Origin of the sequence: Pectobacterium quasiaquaticum, assembly GCF_014946775.2 — a bacterium.
GTDB lineage: Bacteria > Pseudomonadota > Gammaproteobacteria > Enterobacterales > Enterobacteriaceae > Pectobacterium > Pectobacterium aquaticum.
The window spans coordinates 3,796,227-3,815,180 of sequence record NZ_CP065177.1 but is presented as its reverse complement, the minus strand read 5'-3'; the positions used below and the strand labels follow the sequence as shown (position 1 = coordinate 3,815,180).

The window sequence follows — 18,954 nt, the reverse complement described above, 5'->3', positions numbered from 1 at the left end:
GCAGGAATTCCTGGGCAAGATTGCCTGGTGGCTCGATTCTGGAGATCTGTTATGAGTCCGAAAGCTGTTAATGAAAAAGACGATCAGAAAGAAAAACCGCTGGGGAGCCAGAGTCTGTTTCGTGGTTTACAACTTATTGAAATTTTGAGTAACTTCCCAAATGGTTGCCCGCTGGCGCACCTGTCCGAATTGGCAGGTATGAACAAAAGCACCGTGCACCGGTTGCTACAGGGATTGCATACCAGCGGTTATGTCACACAGGCCCCTTCGCCGGGCAGTTATCGTTTGACGACTAAATTTATTTCTATCGGGCAAAAAGCGCTATCGTCGCTGAATATCATCCATGTGGCATCTCCACATTTGGTGCAGTTGAATCTGGAATTGGGTGAAACGGTGAATTTCTCCAGCCGGGAAGACGATCACGTTATCCTGATTTACAAGCTGGAACCGACAACCGGCATGATGCGTACCCGTGCCTATATCGGGCAGCATATGCCGCTGTATTGTTCGGCAATGGGTAAGATTTTTATGGCATACGGTAAGAGTGATTATCCCGATCACTACTGGCAAACCCATCAGAATGAAATTCAGACGCTAACGAAAAATACCATCACGGAATTACCGAAAATGTATGAAGAGCTGGAGGATATTCGCCAGCGCGGACTCGCGATGGATCGTGAAGAAAATGAGCTGGGGGTATCGTGCATTGCCGCGCCGGTATTTGACATTCAGCAACGCGTTCCTTATGCCGTATCTGTATCATTGCCAACAGCTAAGTTGCAACAAATTGGTATTAAATCATTGATTAAGCCAGTGATTGCTACTGCCCAGCGTATTTCTCAAGAGTTGGGGTTTGTCATACCCAATTGAACATTAGCTTAGCTAATGTAGCGTTAGAATATTCAATTTCACTTATCTTATCGGCTTCCATACACTCCCCCGCGATAACAACAAATGATGCAGGAGAGAAGTATGTGGGCGGTGTATTTACAGGGCGTTTTGTTGGGAGCGGCGATGATTCTGCCTCTGGGGCCACAGAATGCGTTTGTGATGAATCAGGGCATTCGCCGGCAGTATCACCTGATGGTGGCGCTGCTATGTGCCTTGAGCGATATGGTGCTGATTGCCGCTGGTATTTTTGGCGGTAGTGCGTTGCTGAGTCAGTCTTCACTGCTGTTGGGGGCGGTGACCTGGGGCGGTGTAGCGTTTCTGCTCTGGTTTGGCTGGGGAGCGATGAAAACGGCCTTCAGCAAGAATATTGCGCTCGCCAGCGCCGAAGTGATGAAACAAAGCCGCTGGCGTATTATTGCTACCATGCTGGCGGTGACCTGGCTTAATCCGCATGTCTATCTGGATACCTTTGTGGTGCTAGGGAGTCTGGGTAGCCAGTTTGCAGGCGATGCCCGAAGCTGGTTTGCGCTAGGGACGATGACGGCTTCCTTCACTTGGTTCTTTGCGCTGGCGCTATTGGCCTCCTGGCTGGCGCCGTGGCTGAATACGCCGCGGGTACAGCGGGTCATCAACTTTTTTGTCGGCCTAGTGATGTGGGGCATTGCCTTGCAACTGGCGCGTCACGGTTGGCAATAATGGGTGCAAATAAATAACCCCACCTTACGCTGTGTTTCAGAAATTCACCTATATTGTGTGGAGTTGGTAATGCGTTATGTTGGCCGGTAAAGCAATCCGTCTTGTCTCTTTCATTCTGGAAGATACCGTGTTGGCACAGATAATCTATTGATACGGACAGTCTATTGATACAGACGATCTATTGATACAGGTAATCTGCGAGCGGCATGCGTGACGAAACATAAGTAAGGAGAGAGTGTGAAGCGAGGTATGATGAAGCTCAATGCACTGGCGTTGGCCGCTGCGATAGGACTGGGCGGTGTGTCAATAGCTGCGCAGGCTGCGGAATTGCCGGATGGCCCACATATCGTGACGTCAGGGACATCTAGCGTAGACGCGACACCGGATATCGCACGTTTGGCGATTGAAGTGAGCGTGTCATCGAAGGATGCGGCTGAAGCGAAAAAGCAGGTCGATGCCCGCGTTGCACAATATTTTGATTTTCTCGGTAAAAATGGCATTGAGAAAAAAGATATTAATGCCGCCAATTTACGTACGCAGCCAGAATATGACTATCTGAAAACAGGTGGCTCGGTGCTGAAAGGCTATCGTGCGGTGCGTCAGGTGGAAGTCACGCTGCGCCAGCTAGATAAACTGAACGAGCTGCTGGACGGGGCGCTGAAATCGGGGCTGAATGAGATTCGTACGGTAGAATTAGGCGTTGCCAACCCAGAAACCTATCGTGATGAAGCGCGTAAGAAAGCCATTGAGCAGGCGACGAGTCAGGCGGAAGCGCTGGCGCAGGGCTTTAACGCTAAGTTGGGGCCGATCTACAGCGTTCGCTATCACGTTGCCAACTATCAGCCGATGCCAATGGCACGGATGTTCAAAACGGCAGATGCTGCGGTGCAAAGCGAAGCGGCACAAACCTATGAACAGCAAACCATTCACTTTGACGATCAGGTGGATGTGGTATTTGAGCTACAGCGTACGCCGTAGCGAGAACCTTAAGCCATTGTGGTGTAAACCGTGATGAGAACAACAGGCCTGATTAGTCGGGCCTGTTGTTCTTTATCACGACTTCAGTATCACTTTCTCAGTACGTTATGATTGCCGCAGTACCTGATGACCGTGCGAGAGCAGAGCGTCCGTCACTTTCCTCATCATCCGGCTTTCCGGCGCGAAGCGGTGCCAGTAGAGCATCCGGCGCTGAAACAGCCCTGGCGTCAGGTCGATTAACTCGTTATTGGCAAGTTCTCTTTCGATTTGCAGATGTGGGATCATGCAGCAGGTTGTGCCTTGACGCGCCAGTTGTACAAACGCTTCCGACGAATTCACGATGTGGCAGGGAACGCTGCCAGGTGACAAATCAAAGTTCTGCTGTAAAAAGGCCTGATGCATATCATCCAGATGGTCGAAGGCGACCGCAGGGGCACGTAGCAGCGCCGAACGCGTTACACCATTCGGGAAATAGCGGGCGGCAAACCTCGGCGAGGCGACAAACAGATAGTCTAGTGCACCCAGTTTATCCACCAGACAGCTTGGCAGCGGCTGAGATTGAATACTCACCGCACCGACCACTTCACCCCGGCGCAGCCTTTCCTGCGTGCGCGTTTCATCTTCTACCTGCAAATTAAGACGAATCGGTGAATCGACCAGCACCGGTTGTAACGCAGGCAGCAGCCAGGTTGCGAGGCTGTCGGCGTTCACCGCCAGCGACAGCAGCAGTGGGATATCGCTGTTAGTTTCATTGCCTAGCCACTCTTCTTCCAGCAGCTCGACCTGATGCAGCAGAGCCAGCAGTTTCTGCCCTTGTTCTGTCGGACGAGGCGGGATGGTTCTGACTAATAGCGGCTGGCCGAACAGGTTTTCTAATTGTTTAATACGCTGTGAAACGGCAGATTGGGTAATACACAGTTTTTGGGCAGCGCGTTCAAAACCACGCTCGCGGATGACGGCATCCAGAGCCTGAAGCGTTCGATAGTCCGGGCGTTTCATGAAAGTCAAAATCCTCTGAATGAGTCTGTTTTTTTTCACTATGCCACATTTTGCAGATTTGCCATGCAGAAATCTTATTTTGGCTGTTGTGCGCAATCACGATTCAGCAGGGTAGGTGTGGAATGATGTGCATGAAATAATGCATCGGCGGTGAAGTGAATTTGCACGCTTTCCCCAACGTGCATGTTCTATAATACGCACACGTTTTCGTATATCGATTCTACAGGCCAGAAGCAGATTATGACGCAAGATGAACTGAAAAAAGCAGTGGGATGGGCAGCGCTCGACTACGTCCGCCCCGATACTATTGTGGGAGTAGGAACCGGATCGACGGCAGCACACTTTATTGATGCGCTGGGTTCGATAAAACATCAAATCAAAGGCGCGGTTTCCAGCTCGGATGCCTCGACGGAAAAGTTGAAAAGTCTGGGTATCCCGGTTTTTGACGCTAATGATGTGGATTCGCTGGATGTCTACGTGGATGGCGCGGATGAGATCAACGGACACATGCAGATGATCAAGGGTGGTGGTGCAGCGTTGACCCGCGAGAAAATTATTTCAGCACTGTCGCGCCAGTTCATCTGCATTGTCGATGCATCCAAACAGGTTGATGTGCTGGGTAAATTCCCGCTGCCGGTTGAAGTTATCCCGATGGCGCGGTCTTACGTGGCGCGTGAACTGGCGAAGTTGGGCGGGCAGCCAGTCTATCGTCAGGGCGTCGTGACGGATAACGGCAACGTCATTCTGGATGTGCACAACCTGAATATCATGGATGCGGTCGCAGTAGAAAACCACATCAACGGTATCCCCGGCGTCGTAACCGTTGGGTTATTTGCCAACCGCGGTGCGGATGTTGCGTTAGTCGGTACGGCTGAGGGTGTAAAAACCGTCGTTAAATGAGTGCGCGATCGTTCTGGCGTGGTGAACCCCCACGTCAGAAATTTTTTAGCTAAAAAAATCCATTTAGTTAACGGCTCATTTTTGGTACTTAATATCACATTTTCTTATTTTATTTATCGTCGATATGGCGATGCACATCTTTGGCAATATTTTTTGCCATAAATCAGGCGCGCTCCTCTGTGGCGCGATTTGGGCGAAGCAATCGTTTGTATTGCTGACTGCGTAATTTTTGTTATGTTGGCAGAAGCTATTGAGCACTCTGTCACATTTGAAGTCTGAAAATAAGGTCGGGAAATGGCAAAGGTATCATTGGAAAAAGACAAGATTAAGTTTCTGTTAGTGGAAGGCGTGCATCAGAGCGCGCTGGATAACCTGCGTGCAGCGGGTTACACCAACATCGAGTTCCATAAAGGTGCGCTGGAGCCTGAGGCGTTGAAAGCCTCCATCCGCGATGCGCATTTTGTGGGTATCCGCTCGCGTACCCATCTGACAGAAGAGATTTTTGCTGCTGCGGAAAAACTGATCGCGGTAGGGTGTTTCTGTATCGGGACTAATCAGGTTGATCTGTCGGCCGCGACCAAGCGCGGTATCCCGGTATTTAACGCACCTTTTTCCAATACCCGATCCGTGGCAGAAATGGTGATCGGCGAAATGCTGCTGATGCTGCGCGGTATCCCGGCGGCCAACGCGAAAGCGCACCGTGGTATCTGGCACAAGCTGGCTGTGGGCTCGTTTGAAGCGCGTGGTAAAAAGCTGGGGATCATCGGCTACGGCCATATCGGTATGCAGTTGGGTATTTTGGCTGAAAGCCTCGGTATGCACGTTTACTTCTATGATATCGAAAGTAAATTGCCGCTGGGCAATGCTCAGCAGGTGCGTCACCTGTCTGATTTGCTGAATATGAGCGACGTGGTGAGCCTGCACGTGCCGGAAAATGAAAGCACGTATAACATGATGGGGGCGGAAGAGCTGGCGCTGATGAAGCCGGGCTCAATCCTGATTAACGCCGCCCGCGGTACGGTGGTTGACATCCCTGCACTGTGCGACGCGTTGAGCAGCAAGCATTTGTCCGGTGCGGCGATTGACGTATTCCCACAGGAACCAGCAACCAACAGCGATCCGTTCCTGTCGCCGCTGTGCGAGTTTGACAACGTACTGCTGACGCCGCACATCGGTGGTTCCACACAGGAAGCGCAGGAAAATATCGGTGATGAAGTCGCTGGAAAACTGGCGAAATATTCAGACAACGGTTCTACGCTGTCTGCGGTGAATTTCCCAGAAGTGTCGCTGCCTGTCCATGGCGCACGCGCCAGCCGCCTGCTGCACATCCATGAAAACCGTCCTGGCATTATTACCAAAATTAACCAGATCTTTGCTGAGCAGGGCATAAACATTGCCGCGCAGTATCTGCAAACGACACCTGAAATTGGTTATGTGGTCATTGACGTCGAAACTGACGGTGCGCAAACGGCACTGCAACTGATGAAGGCGATTCCAGGCACCATTCGTGCCCGTCTGCTGTTCTGATGTGTGATTGATCCGTGCGTTATTAATCAGCCCCGAAAGGGGCTGATTGCGTTATTACAGCTCGATAACGATCTTGCCGCGCATATGCCCTTCCAGCACTTTACCGTGAGCCTGCTTCAGTGTGTCTACCGTTAACCCTTGCAGCGTTTCGCTGGCGGTTCCCTGAAGTTTTCCTGCATCAACCAGCTGTGCGACTTCGTGCAAAATATTCCCCTGTTCCGCGATATCCGGCGTGGTGAACATGCTGCGGGTAAACATGAGTTCCCAGTGCAGCGCCGCGCTTTTGAGTTTCAGCGCCGTTTGGTCGAGCGGATTTTTGTTTTCCACGATGGTGCAGATGTGTCCCATCGGCGCGATCAGTTTGCTGATGGCATCCCAATGGCCGTCCGTGTCGTTCAGACAGAAAATGTAATCGACCTGTTTGATCCCTTCTTTTTCCAGAGACTCGACCAGATTACGGTAATCCACGACCTTATGGGCACCACGCTGGCGGCACCACTCTGCCGAGTCCGGCTGTGACGCGGTGGCAATGATGTTCACTGCACTGCGCAATGCCGCCAGAGAAATCGCGAGAGACCCTACGCCGCCTGCGCCGCCGATAATCAACAGCGTTTTGTCGCTGTCGGCCTGCTGTATTTTCAGATGCTCGAACAAGCCTTCCCAGGCGGTCAGCGCCGTGAGCGGCAGTGCGGCCGCCGCTGCCCAGTCCAGCGACACGGGCTTGCGTGCCACGATGCGTGAATCAATCAGATGATGGGTGGTGTTGCTGCCGGGGCGGGTGATGTCGCCGGCGTACCAAACTTCATCACCTACCTGAAGGTCGCTCACCGCGCTGCCAGTTTTCAGCACGACACCGCTGGCATCCCAGCCGAGAATTCGGGGCTGCTGTAATCCATTCTGACGCAATCCAGCATGAACCTTGGTATCCACCGGATTGACGGAAATGGCTTTTACACCGACCAACAGATCGTATTCACCGGGCTCGGGGATATCCTGCGTGATGGCAATGAAATTTTCTGGCTGTTGTGGATCAACGGCTATCGCATGAGCGCTCATGGTCTGCTCCTCATTATTTTCAGAATATGGTCTTGTGAATAAGACATGTTTTTGAATAAAACCCATTGTAGAGCAAAGATATAGGGCTGATAAGATGGACAATAAATAATGCCGTATCGTGCATTGGATGGTTACTCAACGTTTTTGAAAAAGCAGTAGAGATTGTCGTACCTATAATATTTTTGTTTCATTTTTATAAGTATTTTTCAATTTTTATTGAAACGTGATTTCCATCAACTTATTTTAGGTACGTTTTAGACTGAAAATGCCGATAACAACCGTGGTTCCTTTTGACCTTTTTATGAAAGGTTTGTCCTGCGTGGCGTTATTGCCACAGTGATATCTTGGCTCTGCCGTACCAATAATGGCAGAGATAATGTAGACCAGTGATGGTGAAAATGAGAATGCAACCGATGTCTGTTCAAAAAGAGAAGTTGAGTTATATTAACAATATACGTCTCGTTTCGTTATTTATTACTCTTTTTTCAATTATCCTGATTTTATTTGCGCTTTCTATTGGCACAGCGAGCTATTTCTTAAAGCAGAGTAATGATTCCCTGGATAAGGCTAATGAGTTGTCTGATATCCGAGCTGGTATTAGCAGCAGCCTCGATCAGTTGCGCGTTGCCAGATTACTATTCATTCAGGCAGGTGCAGCAAACCGTATTAGCGATCACACGGTGTTCAAAGCGGCCTCCGAAGAGGCGGCTGGTCGAGTCAGAGCCTCACAGAAGCGTCTAGATGAATATATCGCGCGGCCAGATAAGCTAGAGAGCGAAAAGGCGCTGGATGAGGATATCCTTAAGGCATACGCCAACTACCGTGATAATGCGATTCTGGCTATGCAGAAAGCGACAAAGGATGGTGAATTTGAAGACCTTATTTCGCTGGAAGGGTCACTCACTCGCACGTTAGATGAAGCATTTAGCGTCCCGGTGCGTAAGAAAGTAAGCGAATTGACGAAAACCGCGCAGGATATCAACCATCGTGCGGCAGATAATGCCAAACTGGGTTACTGGATGATGGCGGGCTCATTTGTCTTAGCTATCATTATGGCGATCATGGCCTACATCATGGTACGCAACGTGATCCTCGCGCCCATCAACAGACTGGTTGATCGTATCCAGAAAATTGCAGCGGGTGATTTGACTCAGCCGCCGATGGCGATGGGGCGTAATGAAATCGGCATTCTGGGGACGAATATCCAGACTATGCAGGCGGAACTGACGGATACGGTGACGATCGTGCGCGAAGGCGCAGATTCGATCTATCAAGGATCGTCAGAAATTACGGCAGGTAATGTCGATCTCTCTTCGCGCACCGAGCAGCAGGCGGCCGCGCTGGAAGAAACCGCTGCGAGCATGGAACAGTTGACCGCAACGGTGAAACAGAACTCTGACAATGCGCACCACGCCAGCCAATTGGCGAAAAATGCCTCTGAAAAAGCCGAGAAGGGCGGACAAATTGTGCAAGGGGTGGTGGACACCATGCAGGATATTTCTACCAGTTCACGCCGTATTTCCGAAATCACGTCTGTCATTAATAGCATCGCTTTCCAGACCAACATTCTGGCGCTGAATGCGGCAGTAGAAGCCGCGCGGGCGGGTGAACAAGGGCGTGGTTTTGCCGTGGTGGCGGGTGAAGTCCGTAGTCTGGCCCAGCGCAGCGCACAGGCAGCGAAAGAGATTGAAGGGCTGATTGGCGAATCGAGCCGGCTGGTGGATACAGGGTCTGAGCTTGTGTCTCAGGCGGGCACAACTATGGGCGAGATTGTTCGTGCGGTCGTCAGCGTGACTGACATCATGGGGGAAATTGCGTCCGCTTCTGACGAACAGAGCCGAGGTATCGGGCAAGTCAGCCAGGCCGTGTCTGAAATGGATAGTGCGACGCAGCAGAATGCGGCGTTGGTGCAGGAAGCCTCGGCGGCAGCTGTTTCACTCGAAGAACAGGCTGCACGTCTGACGCAGGCTGTCGCGGTATTCAAGCTGGCTGGTGTGGCTCAGAGATTGAAATCGTCCTTGCCGCAGGTTGCACCGCAACCGCGCTTAGCGCCAGCGATGGCCCTTGCCGGAGCCAGTAGCAAAGGCCGCGATAGTCAAAACTGGGAAACGTTCTGATCGGATAAGTGAAGCCGTTTTGGAAAGAAAAATGGCCCGCAATTTGCGGGCCATTTGTTTATCACGTTCAGTGACGGCTTATTTAGCGATCTTCTTGTATTTGATGCGGTGTGGTTCCAACGCATCGGCACCCAGCGTACGTTTTTTGTACTCTTCGTACTCGGTAAAGTTACCTTCGAAGAATTCCACTTTACCTTCATCCTGATAATCCAGAATGTGCGTTGCGATACGGTCAAGGAACCAACGGTCATGCGAGATCACCATGGCACAGCCAGGGAATTCCAGCAGGGCGTTTTCCAGCGCACGCAGAGTTTCGATATCCAGGTCGTTGGTCGGCTCATCGAGCAGCAACACGTTACCGCCTACCTGCAACAGCTTCGCCAGATGCAGACGGCCGCGTTCACCACCGGACAGCTCGCCAACGCGTTTGCCCTGATCAACCCCTTTGAAGTTGAAACGGCCAACGTAAGCGCGGCTTGGCATCTCGGTGTTGCCGATACGCATGATGTCCTGCCCGCCAGACACTTCTTCCCAGACGGTTTTGCTATTGTCCATCGAATCACGGAACTGGTCGACTGACGCCAGTTTCACCGTTTCACCCAGCTCAATCGAACCGCCATCCGGCTGTTCCTGACCGGACATCATGCGGAACAAGGTCGATTTACCGGCACCGTTCGGGCCGATAATGCCGACAATCGCGCCTTTCGGTACAGAGAAAGACAGCCCGTCGATGAGCTGACGTTCGCCGTAAGACTTGCTGAGGTTGGAGACTTCCACCACTTTATCGCCGAGGCGAGCACCTGGCGGAATAAACAGTTCGTTAGTTTCGTTACGTTTCTGGTATTCGGTGTTGTTCAGCTCTTCAAAGCGCGCCAGACGTGCCTTACCTTTGGACTGACGGCCTTTCGCGCCTTGGCGCACCCACTCCAGCTCTTTCTCAATGGACTTACGGCGTGCCGCTTCCTGAGAGGCTTCCTGTGCCAGACGCTGATCTTTCTGCTCCAGCCAGGAAGAGTAGTTGCCTTCCCATGGAATACCTTCACCACGGTCTAGCTCCAGAATCCAGCCTGCGACGTTATCGAGGAAGTAACGGTCGTGGGTAATCGCCACCACGGTGCCCTCGAAATCGTGCAGGAAGCGTTCCAGCCAGGCGACAGATTCGGCATCCAGGTGGTTGGTTGGTTCGTCGAGCAGCAGCATGTCCGGCTTTTCCAGCAGCAGACGGCACAGCGCCACGCGGCGACGTTCCCCCCCGGACAAGGTGGCGATTTTTGCATCCCACTCCGGCAAACGCAGCGCATCGGCGGCACGCTCTAGCTGGTTGTCCAGATTATGACCGTCGTGCGCCTGAATGACTTCTTCCAGTCGGCCTTGTTCGGCGGCCAATTTATCGAAATCCGCATCCGGCTCAGCATAGAGCGCATAGACTTCATCAAGACGCTTCAGCGCGGTCACGACTTCAGACACCGCTTCTTCCACGGATTCACGGACGGTGTGCTCCGTGTTTAACTGCGGTTCCTGCGGCAAATAGCCGATTTTGATTCCAGGTTGTGGGCGAGCTTCGCCCTCGATGTCCGTATCAATGCCAGCCATAATACGCAACAGCGTTGATTTACCGGCTCCGTTCAGACCCAGCACGCCGATCTTGGCACCGGGGAAAAAACTGAGGGAGATGTTTTTCAGAATGTGACGCTTCGGCGGTACGACCTTACCGACGCGATGCATGGTATAAACATATTGAGCCACGTTGCGACTTCGCCTCTCTCTTATCTCTATGATTTGTCACCATAAGCGGGTGACCATATGTAGCACTGTGTTACCTAATACTAAATCGCTGCTAAGGAAATACCCTGGCAGCGGATCAATTATTCTAAGCGCATTACTCTAAGTATGAAGTGTAGCGGGTTTCAGCCTGCGATCCCAGCTATCCGGCGATTTGCCATGGCCGATCTGAGACGTATGCCCGCGTGATGAATTTCAGAATCGGTTTGCGGATCGGCGTATCGTTGTCTGGCATGATGTGCCACACTGGATCTGCCCGATATATCCGTCATACTTCAAGTTGCTTGTGCGTTGGCAATACTCGGCTCATCTCTGAGCCTCGCCCTGAAGGGCCGCCGCAAGCGGCGTTCAAATTGGCTTAGCCAATTTGTCCTTACTCACCCCAGTCACTTACCTGAGTAAGCTACTGGGGATTCATGCGGTTGCCGCCTTCACGCAACTCGAATTATTTTGGGTATAGGATAGGGGGATCGATACGATGAAGGATGCCGATAGCAAGTTCGATAACGGATGAGGTTAATGCAGGTGATAAAAGCGGGTCATTGGTGGTACGCCGTTTCGGCGATATGTCTGGCTGGGATTTCCGGCCATGCGCTGGCGGATTCTCTGGACGAACAGCGTCAGCGCTATCAGCAGGTTAAGCAAGCATGGGACAGCAACCAGATGGAGACGGTCGCGCAACTGATGCCGACGCTGCGCAGTTACCCACTTTATCCTTATCTTGAATACCGCTCGCTCACGCAGGATCTGAACCAGGTCAGCGCGACGCAGGTAAAACAGTTTATTGCAACGCACCCGACGCTGCCGCCTGCCCGTAACCTGACTACCAGCTTTGTGAATGAACTGGCACGTCGTCAGGATTGGAGCGGACTGCTGGCATTTAGCCCCCAGCCACCGAAGCCCGTCAGCGCACGCTGTAATTTTTATTACGCCCAGTGGGCAACCGGTCAGCGTCAGGGCGTGTGGGAAGCCACGCGTGATATCTGGCTGACAGGGCGCTCGCTCCCGACCGTGTGCGATAAACTCTTCTCCGTCTGGCAGCAGGCCGGCGGGCAGACGCCGTTGACGACGCTGGAACGTGCGCGTTTGGCGATGGATGAAGGCAGTGGCAGTCTGGTGAGTTACCTCATTAAGCAACTGCCTGACGATTATAAAACGATGGGCGATGCGCTGCTAAAACTCCAGAACGATCCGAGTTCGCTGGAGAGCTTTGCTCGTACCGTTGGGCCAACGGATTTTACGCGTAAAGTCACGCTGTCGGCCTTTACACGCACGGCGCGTCAGGATGCTGATAATGCCCGTTCGATGCTGCCAGTCATTGCCCGTTTGCAGAAAATGAGTGCGGCAGAACGTCAGGAGATGGAAGAAACGATTGCTTGGCGTTTGATGGGCAACGATGCCACGCCAGAGCAGGCGCAGTGGCGGGATAGCGTGGTGCGGCAGAGCACGTCGACCACGTTGCTGGAACGCCGCGTACGTATGGCGCTGGGAGCCGGCGATCGTCAGGGGCTAACGAGCTGGATGGCGCGTTTACCCGCAGATGCGTTACAGAAAGACGAATGGCGCTACTGGCGTGCGATGGTGCTGTTGGATCAGGGCAAACGGCAGGAAGGCGAGACGTTATTACGCAGCCTGATGCAGGAACGCGGGTTCTACCCGATGGCGGCGGCCCAGAAATTGAATGAGCGCTACCCCATTACTATCATGGCGGCGGTGAAGCCGGATCTTTCTCTGTCTCAGCTACCGGAAATCACCCGCGTGCGCGAGTTGATGTTCTGGCAGATGGATAATCTGGCACGCAACGAATGGAGTGGGCTGGTGGCGAATCGCAGCAAACCGCAGCAGGAAGCACTGACTCGCTATGCGTTTGAACAGCGCTGGGCGGATTTGAGCGTACAGGCGACGATTGTCGCGAAGCTGTGGGATCATCTGGAAGAGCGTTTCCCGCTAGCCTGGAACGATGAATTCCGCCGTGAAACGCAGGGGAAAGGTATTAGCCAGAGCTATGCGATGGCGATTGCTCGTCAAGAGAGCGCGTGGAACCCGAAAGCACGTTCCCCAGTTGGTGCATCGGGTCTGATGCAGTTGATGCCCGCGACGGCGCAGCATACGGCCAAAATGAGCAATATCACGTTCTATACGAACAGCAGCCAGTTGTTCGATCCCGAAACTAATATCCTGTTAGGGACGAACTATCTGGAGTACGTGTACCAGACATTTGGCCGTAACCGCATTCTGTCTTCCGCGGCTTATAATGCAGGGCCATCGCGTGTGAATACCTGGCTGAGAAACAGCGCCGGGCGCATCGATCCCGTTGCGTTTATCGAAAGTATTCCGTTTTCGGAAACACGGGGTTACGTGAAAAATGTGCTGGCGTATGACGTCTTCTATCGCTATTTCCTGAATCAGCCAGCCAGTGTGCTGACGGATGCGGAATGGCAGAGGCGTTATTGATAGGTGGCGTTGCGCTCGTTACCTGAAATTGTGTTATGCTGCCGTACTAGTTAAATAGTATGGCAGCCTGTTATGACTCCGTTATCGCTGATCGACCCAGCACTTTCTGAACAAGACAATGAGCACTGGTTACGCTTTGTCGCGCTATTGCAGCAGTCTATTGCGGAGGATCTTCAATTGCCGCTGCTCCAACTCCTGCTAACGCCGGATGAGCGTACAGCGTTGGGAACGCGGGTGCGAATTATCCAGGAGCTCATGCGGGGTGAAATGAGCCAGCGTGAGCTGAAAAGCGAGTTAGGTGCGGGCATTGCGACGATTACGCGCGGTTCAAACAGTCTGAAAGCCGCGCCCCCCGCGTTAAAAAGCTGGCTGGAAGCGCAGTTGCTGTCGGCAGATAAGCCGTTGAGTGGCGACGCGTAACGATTACTGTTTCGCTGTCTGAACGGGAATTTGATAGATCGGGTTATGAAATGGCACCAATGCCAGCAGCAATGCCTGATGATACACGCTAGTGCGTGATAATTTGCCGTCGGTGAAGACGCCGATGGCACCACCTTTATGCTTGATATTCTGAACGCCCGTCAAACGCTCCATTTCATCACCTAATTCCCGTCCTTCACGAATGCCATGTAATATACTTTCTGGAAGAACCAGGCTTGCAGAACGTGATTCGCCACGCAGGTGGGCGTTTTCGATCACCATCCAGGCGAACGTCATGCTTTCTTCAATGCCTGCTTCGACACCGACCCAAAAATCGGCTTCTGGTCGCACCTGGCGCGCCATCATGACGCGGTTTCTTGCGCCTGTACGGGTTTCGAGAGAGCCGAGAGGCTGGCGCGGGACGCCACTGTCGACGTCAACGCCTTCGATGCGGCAGTTTTCTGCACCAAAGACATCGGTGAATGCCAGAGTAATAGCCTTAATCTTTGCCGGGTTGGTAGTTGCAGCAACAACGTGATACATAACAGTTTCGTACCTTTAGTTAATTTGACGCAGTATAACGGAAAATAACCATGTTACAGGTATATCTTGTTCGCCACGGCGAAACGGAATGGAATGTGGCTCGACGTATTCAAGGTCAATCTGACAGTGCGCTGACGCCAAGAGGTGAGCAACAGGCACAACAGGTTGCTGAACGAATCGGGACGTTAGGGATTACGCATATTTTTACCAGCGATCTCGGGAGAACGTGCCAGACGACAGAAATCATCGCTAAATCTTGTGGTGATTGCCAGATAATCCTAGAGCCTGGGTTACGTGAGTTGAACATGGGCGTCTTAGAAGCTCGCGATTTGGATTCGCTGACCGCTGAGGAAGAAAAGTGGCGTAAAGGGCTGGTGGATGGCACGCCCGATGGCCGCATCCCAGAAGGCGAGTCGATGGTTGATGTGGCATTGCGCATGCACGGCGTTCTGGAACGTTGTCTGGCGTTGCCCGCAGGAAGTCGTCCTTTGCTGGTTAGCCACGGTATGGCGCTGGGGTGCTTGCTGAGTACGGTTCTGGGGTTACCCGCATCGGCTGAGCGGCGTCTGCGTCTGCGCAACTGCTCCCTGTCGCGCATTGATTATCAGCAAAGCCCGTGGCTGGCACCGGGATGGGTAGTGGAAACGGCCGGAGATATTTCGCATTTGGATATTCCGGCACTGGATGAATTACAGCGCTGAGAGCGGCTCTGTGTGCTGGATGGGGATAAAATACTCGCAGCGGATGATGTCAGGTATTTCCCCATCAGCATCACGACTAGGATGAAAACGCTCGGCGTCGAACCCTTTGCGACGTGTGAGTTGGAAGGTCGGCAGACAGGTGTCATACAGTGTAATAATGAAGTCCTGTAGCTCGTCTTTCGGCCCTTCGAATACAAACATCGCGTAATCTCCGCCCGGTAGCGTAATCGGTTCAACTGTGTGAACATCGTCAGGCAGATATTGTGGCTCCAGCGCGGTGGTGTAGAGCACTTCGTGTTCGTCGTCTTTCTCTTTGCTCGGCCGTGAATGATGTAGCCCGTAAAGCACCGGTGGGACGCTGCGTGTTTCTCCCAAAAACTGACGCCAATAGTGGACGCGAATTTCCGTACGGAAATTACAAATCTGCTCCAGACTGCAGTTATAGGTCTGCGTTAGCCCAAGAAGCTGTGTTTCTGGAAGGACGACAAACTGTGGTTGCGGCAGGGTAAACTCACCGAGCCTGATCGGCGGACGAATGCCGAACGTGTTCCAGTTATCGGAACGACGATAAGACGCGGGCGTTTGTGCAAACTGTTTTTTGAACGCGCGGGTAAACGTCTGTTGTGAATCAAAACGGTATTGCAGGGCAATATCAAGGATAGGGCGACTGGTCAGACAAAGTGCAACCGCTGCTTTGGTCAATCTCCGCGCTCGGATATATGAACCAATGGCATGGCCCGTCACATCTTTGAACATTCTTTGCAGATGCCACTTGGAATAACCCGCTTTCGCCGCCACATTATCGAGTGATAGCGGCTGGTCGAGATGGCTTTCCAGCCAGTTAAGCAAGTCACGTATGATACCGGCTTGATCCATAATCTTCCTCATCAAACACATTGAGCGCGAGCGTATTGAGATCCCGCATCATAGCAATATTTTCACTTTGGTACTGCCGAAGATTTTTGAAAATGTTCCGCAGGTAATTTGGATAAGGAGGGAGATTATAGCGGTTTATTTTGCTCATCCCCTTTTTAATTGTGGTTATTAATCGTTTGTTATGAATTGTCACAGGACCTGAAATATGAACATAAAGCGCATCATGGGAGCGGGTCTGCTATTGCTATCTACCGCTGGTGTTGTCAGTGCGGAAGAAGTTGGGTCTGTCGATACAGCCTTTAAACTGCTGGGTCCGGATCATAAGATTGTCGTGGAAGCGTTTGACGATCCGGAGGTATCCAATGTGACCTGCTACATTAGCCGAGCCAAAACAGGCGGAATCAAAGGCGGGTTAGGGTTGGCGGAAGACACGTCGGACGCTGCCATTTCCTGTCAGCAGGTTGGGCCGATTACGCTGTCCGATAAGATCAAAAACGGCGGCGATCGCGGATCTGTGGTGTTCCAGAAAAGAACATCGCTGGTTTTCAAGAAATTGCAGGTCGTTCGGTTTTACGATCAAAAGCGTAACTCGTTGATCTATCTCGCTTACTCTGATCGCTTAGTCGATGGTTCGCCGAAGAATGCGTTAAGTGCGGTGCCAGTTATGCCGTGGGGAAAGAGTGAGTAACGTGCGGTAAGAAGGGAAAACAGCCGGAACAGAAGCCTGTTCCGGCTGAGGGAATTAATTTTCCAGATCGCCGCAGAAGCGGTAGCCTTCGCCGTGGATTGTCGCGATGATTTCTGGCGTATCAGCCGTGGATTCAAAGTGCTTGCGGATACGACGGATGGTGACGTCAACGGTACGGTCGTGCGGCTTAAGCTCACGACCCGTCATTTTCTTCAGCAGTTCCGCACGTGACTGAATCTTACCCGGATTTTCGCAGAAGTGCAGCATGGCGCGGAATTCACTACGCGGCAGCTTGTATTGTTCACCAGCCGGGCTAATCAGAGAACGGCTATTGATGTCCAGTTCCCAGCCGTTGAAACGATAGCTTTCCACCAGACGACGCTCTTCGGTGCCACTGCCCAGATTCATGGTGCGTGACAGCAGGTTACGTGCGCGGATCGTCAGTTCACGTGGGTTGAACGGTTTGGTGATGTAGTCATCCGCACCGATTTCCAGACCGAGGATCTTATCGACTTCATTGTCGCGGCCGGTGAGGAACATCAAGGCAACGGTGGCTTGCTCGCGCAATTCACGTGCCAGCAACAGGCCGTTCTTTCCTGGCAGGTTGATGTCCATGATCACCAGATTGATGTCGTTCTCGGACAAAATGTGGTGCATTTCTGCGCCATCAGTGGCTTCGTGAACAACGTATCCTTCCGCCTCAAAAATGCTTTTGAGGGTATTACGAGTTACTAGCTCGTCTTCAACAATAAGAATGTGCGGCGTCTGCATGTTTGCTACCTAAAATTGCCAACTTAAATTATAGAAATCGGAAGTACAGAAGTCGCTGTCATACCCTGCTGGCCCGCTGGCTACAACGCCAGTTATTCTGGGTATTTCCCTGGAGCTTATCGAGGTAGACTACGCCCTCGCTCAACGTCAGACTCAAGTACGTAAATGCGTTACTGGTGTTCATTCTCTACCCGCTTAGAGGTACTGCTAGCGGATGAGCGTGGCGCTAATTTAACTGCGCTCAAAGTGGCGCACAGTTTAACCTTATTAACAGCAACATAACAGTAAGCACAGATTTTGCCTGCTGATAAATCTACGGTTCTGTTGACATATATCAAATTTCATTTTAGCACGTTAACTATTTTGTGATAAACACTTATAAGATTGCCAGTTTACGTCACAATTTAGCACTTTTTATGAACGATTTAGCATAGCAAATGCCAATAATCATAATTGGCGCTACACAGTCGCTGGTAGTTTTATAACTTATTGAAGTAAGGTAATTTACCTTGTTTTTATTAGGGTTTTATCTTCCCGCCCATATTTTGGACTCACCGATGTTTCCTACCGAAGGCCGAATTGATGCCGAAAATGTTGTTGGTTTATTGTTAATTTTTTACCGTGATGCCCAACAAATTGCCGTTATCAACAAATCGTCGTCATCAATAAATTGTTATCGATTGCAGGGCTGCGTTGTTTGGCGAGCAGATGAACTCTTGCCAAAACGCATGTAACCCATACTGAGGAGTCTATGCAGTTTCATATTATTTTGGTTGAGCCCGCTCGGGCTGAAAATGTCGGGGCGGCCGCTCGTGCGATGAAAACGATGGGGTTCAGCAGCTTGCGTATTGTCGGTAGCGCGGTACATCAGGAGCCCGCCGCCCGCTGGGTGGCGCACGGGTCAGGAGATATTCTGGATAACGTACAGGTGTTTTCCACGTTGACGGAAGCACTGGCAGATATCGATTTTACGGTCGCGACCACCGCGCGCAGCCGGGCGAAATATCGTTATTACTGCACGCCAGCGGAACTGACTGGCGTATTGCAGGAGAAGGTTCAATGGATGGCGTCTGCGGCGCTGGTGTTTGGTCGGGAAGATGTTGGCCTGACGAATGAAGAGCTCGAACTGGCGGATGTGCTGACTGGCGTGCCGATGAAAGCGGATTATCCCTCGCTGAATCTTGGTCAGGCGGTGATGGTGTATTGTTACCAACTGGCTGATCTCATGCAGGTCAAACCGGAAGCGACACAGCCAGCGGTGGCGGGGCAGTTATCGGCGCTGCGCGATCGTATGGAGCGGCTACTGGTCAATCTGGCGGTTGAAGACGATGCAAAACTGCGGGACTGGTTGCATCAGCGGCTAGGGCGTTTAGAGCAACGCGATACGGCGATGCTTCATCGGTTGCTACACGACATTGAAAAAAGGTTGCCGAAATAAGATAGCAGAGATGGCTTTTTTGGCAGTCGAACATCTTGAGTCACGTATTTTGACAACGGTTTGTCCGGCTTATTCCTGTTTAGGCAGTGGGTTGAGCGGCAGGGATTTTTCCTTCGG

18 protein-coding genes are annotated in these 18,954 nt (G+C 51.9%); 12 read left to right on the top strand and 6 right to left on the bottom strand.

The window, feature by feature from the left end:
* The first annotated feature begins 51 nt into the window (after positions 1–51).
* The 3 genes from IG609_RS17400 to IG609_RS17390 all read left to right on the top strand — a co-directional run bounded on the left by IG609_RS17400 (position 52) and on the right by IG609_RS17390 (position 2,565).
* Positions 52–870 (top strand): IclR family transcriptional regulator, encoded by an 819-nt coding sequence (locus IG609_RS17400; protein ID WP_193398214.1) that lies wholly within the window; start codon positions 52–54, stop codon positions 868–870.
* Between the two features lie 102 nt (positions 871–972).
* Positions 973–1,587: an arginine exporter ArgO gene (gene argO / locus IG609_RS17395; RefSeq protein WP_193398215.1), complete on the top strand. Its 615-nt coding sequence runs from the start codon at positions 973–975 to the stop codon at positions 1,585–1,587.
* Between the two features lie 252 nt (positions 1,588–1,839).
* A complete protein-coding gene (locus IG609_RS17390; RefSeq protein ID WP_193398446.1) occupies positions 1,840–2,565 on the top strand; it encodes an oxidative stress defense protein in 726 nt (241 codons plus the stop codon).
* 105 nt (positions 2,566–2,670) lie between these two features.
* Here the strand turns inward: IG609_RS17390 and IG609_RS17385 are convergent, their stop codons facing one another.
* Positions 2,671–3,564, bottom strand: coding sequence for a LysR family transcriptional regulator ArgP (locus tag IG609_RS17385; protein ID WP_116155383.1), 894 nt, complete (start codon positions 3,562–3,564; stop codon positions 2,671–2,673).
* A gap of 240 nt (positions 3,565–3,804) precedes the next feature.
* Between IG609_RS17385 and rpiA the strand changes: the two genes are divergently transcribed.
* Entirely contained in the window at positions 3,805–4,464 is a 660-nt protein-coding gene (gene rpiA, locus IG609_RS17380; RefSeq protein ID WP_193398216.1) for a ribose-5-phosphate isomerase RpiA, read from the top strand.
* A gap of 294 nt (positions 4,465–4,758) precedes the next feature.
* Complete coding sequence (gene serA / locus IG609_RS17375; protein WP_193398217.1) at positions 4,759–5,991, top strand: phosphoglycerate dehydrogenase; 1,233 nt, start codon at positions 4,759–4,761, stop codon at positions 5,989–5,991.
* Positions 5,992–6,045: 54 nt separating this feature from the next.
* On the opposite strand, the gene IG609_RS17370 is transcribed toward serA, so the two are convergent.
* Positions 6,046–7,047 carry a zinc-binding alcohol dehydrogenase family protein gene (locus tag IG609_RS17370; RefSeq protein WP_193398218.1) on the bottom strand — a complete coding sequence of 334 codons (1,002 nt, stop codon included), beginning with the start codon at positions 7,045–7,047 and terminating at the stop codon, positions 6,046–6,048.
* A gap of 413 nt (positions 7,048–7,460) precedes the next feature.
* On the opposite strand from IG609_RS17370, the gene IG609_RS17365 reads away from it, so the two are divergent.
* The gene (locus IG609_RS17365) at positions 7,461–9,164 is read left to right on the top strand and encodes a methyl-accepting chemotaxis protein (RefSeq protein WP_193398219.1); all 1,704 of its coding nucleotides are present in this window, start codon (positions 7,461–7,463) and stop codon (positions 9,162–9,164) included.
* 78 nt (positions 9,165–9,242) lie between these two features.
* On the opposite strand, the gene ettA is transcribed toward IG609_RS17365, so the two are convergent.
* Positions 9,243–10,910, bottom strand: coding sequence for an energy-dependent translational throttle protein EttA (ettA, locus tag IG609_RS17360; RefSeq protein ID WP_102118497.1), 1,668 nt, complete (start codon positions 10,908–10,910; stop codon positions 9,243–9,245).
* A 555-nt stretch (positions 10,911–11,465) separates the two neighbouring features.
* Here ettA and sltY point away from each other — a divergent pair.
* On the top strand, positions 11,466–13,400 hold the full coding sequence (gene sltY, locus IG609_RS17355) for a murein transglycosylase (RefSeq protein ID WP_193398220.1): 1,935 nt from the start codon (positions 11,466–11,468) through the stop codon (positions 13,398–13,400).
* A 72-nt stretch (positions 13,401–13,472) separates the two neighbouring features.
* Positions 13,473–13,820 (top strand): trp operon repressor, encoded by a 348-nt coding sequence (trpR, locus tag IG609_RS17350; RefSeq protein ID WP_102118495.1) that lies wholly within the window; start codon positions 13,473–13,475, stop codon positions 13,818–13,820.
* Positions 13,821–13,823: 3 nt separating this feature from the next.
* On the opposite strand, the gene yjjX is transcribed toward trpR, so the two are convergent.
* A complete protein-coding gene (gene yjjX, locus IG609_RS17345) occupies positions 13,824–14,363 on the bottom strand; it encodes an inosine/xanthosine triphosphatase (protein ID WP_005973177.1) in 540 nt (179 codons plus the stop codon).
* Between the two features lie 50 nt (positions 14,364–14,413).
* On the opposite strand from yjjX, the gene gpmB reads away from it, so the two are divergent.
* Positions 14,414–15,064, top strand: a complete 651-nt coding sequence (gene gpmB, locus IG609_RS17340; RefSeq protein WP_193398221.1) for a 2,3-diphosphoglycerate-dependent phosphoglycerate mutase GpmB — start codon at positions 14,414–14,416, stop codon at positions 15,062–15,064.
* Here the strand turns inward: gpmB and robA are convergent.
* Entirely contained in the window at positions 15,053–15,940 is an 888-nt protein-coding gene (gene robA, locus IG609_RS17335; RefSeq protein WP_193398222.1) for an MDR efflux pump AcrAB transcriptional activator RobA, read from the bottom strand. The genes gpmB and robA overlap by 12 nt on opposite strands.
* Before the next feature lie 223 nt (positions 15,941–16,163).
* On the opposite strand from robA, the gene creA reads away from it, so the two are divergent.
* On the top strand, positions 16,164–16,628 hold the full coding sequence (gene creA, locus IG609_RS17330; protein WP_431041466.1) for a protein CreA: 465 nt from the start codon (positions 16,164–16,166) through the stop codon (positions 16,626–16,628).
* Positions 16,629–16,682: 54 nt separating this feature from the next.
* Here creA and arcA read toward each other — a convergent pair whose 3' ends face one another.
* Positions 16,683–17,399, bottom strand: coding sequence for a two-component system response regulator ArcA (gene arcA, locus IG609_RS17325; RefSeq protein WP_010300511.1), 717 nt, complete (start codon positions 17,397–17,399; stop codon positions 16,683–16,685).
* A gap of 509 nt (positions 17,400–17,908) precedes the next feature.
* Here arcA and IG609_RS17320 point away from each other — a divergent pair.
* On the top strand, positions 17,909–18,133 hold the full coding sequence (locus IG609_RS17320; RefSeq protein ID WP_193398224.1) for a hypothetical protein: 225 nt from the start codon (positions 17,909–17,911) through the stop codon (positions 18,131–18,133).
* A 17-nt stretch (positions 18,134–18,150) separates the two neighbouring features.
* Complete coding sequence (locus IG609_RS17315) at positions 18,151–18,837, top strand: tRNA/rRNA methyltransferase (protein WP_180785291.1); 687 nt, start codon at positions 18,151–18,153, stop codon at positions 18,835–18,837.
* The last annotated feature ends 117 nt before the right edge of the window (positions 18,838–18,954 follow it).

What these genes read in the sequence shown, in the direction of transcription:
- IG609_RS17400 (WP_193398214.1), top strand. Translation starts at nt 52, where the DNA reads ATGAGTCCGAAAGCTGTTAATGAAAAAGACGATCAGAAAGAAAAACCG.
- argO (WP_193398215.1), top strand. Translation starts at nt 973, where the DNA reads ATGTGGGCGGTGTATTTACAGGGCGTTTTGTTGGGAGCGGCGATGATT.
- IG609_RS17390 (WP_193398446.1), top strand. Translation starts at nt 1,840, where the DNA reads ATGAAGCTCAATGCACTGGCGTTGGCCGCTGCGATAGGACTGGGCGGT.
- IG609_RS17385 (WP_116155383.1), bottom strand. Translation starts at nt 3,564, where the DNA reads ATGAAACGCCCGGACTATCGAACGCTTCAGGCTCTGGATGCCGTCATC.
- rpiA (WP_193398216.1), top strand. Translation starts at nt 3,805, where the DNA reads ATGACGCAAGATGAACTGAAAAAAGCAGTGGGATGGGCAGCGCTCGAC.
- serA (WP_193398217.1), top strand. Translation starts at nt 4,759, where the DNA reads ATGGCAAAGGTATCATTGGAAAAAGACAAGATTAAGTTTCTGTTAGTG.
- IG609_RS17370 (WP_193398218.1), bottom strand. Translation starts at nt 7,047, where the DNA reads ATGAGCGCTCATGCGATAGCCGTTGATCCACAACAGCCAGAAAATTTC.
- IG609_RS17365 (WP_193398219.1), top strand. Translation starts at nt 7,461, where the DNA reads ATGTCTGTTCAAAAAGAGAAGTTGAGTTATATTAACAATATACGTCTC.
- sltY (WP_193398220.1), top strand. Translation starts at nt 11,466, where the DNA reads ATGCAGGTGATAAAAGCGGGTCATTGGTGGTACGCCGTTTCGGCGATA.
- trpR (WP_102118495.1), top strand. Translation starts at nt 13,473, where the DNA reads ATGACTCCGTTATCGCTGATCGACCCAGCACTTTCTGAACAAGACAAT.
- yjjX (WP_005973177.1), bottom strand. Translation starts at nt 14,363, where the DNA reads ATGTATCACGTTGTTGCTGCAACTACCAACCCGGCAAAGATTAAGGCT.
- gpmB (WP_193398221.1), top strand. Translation starts at nt 14,414, where the DNA reads ATGTTACAGGTATATCTTGTTCGCCACGGCGAAACGGAATGGAATGTG.
- robA (WP_193398222.1), bottom strand. Translation starts at nt 15,940, where the DNA reads ATGGATCAAGCCGGTATCATACGTGACTTGCTTAACTGGCTGGAAAGC.
- creA (WP_431041466.1), top strand. Translation starts at nt 16,164, where the DNA reads ATGGGAGCGGGTCTGCTATTGCTATCTACCGCTGGTGTTGTCAGTGCG.
- arcA (WP_010300511.1), bottom strand. Translation starts at nt 17,399, where the DNA reads ATGCAGACGCCGCACATTCTTATTGTTGAAGACGAGCTAGTAACTCGT.
- IG609_RS17315 (WP_180785291.1), top strand. Translation starts at nt 18,151, where the DNA reads ATGCAGTTTCATATTATTTTGGTTGAGCCCGCTCGGGCTGAAAATGTC.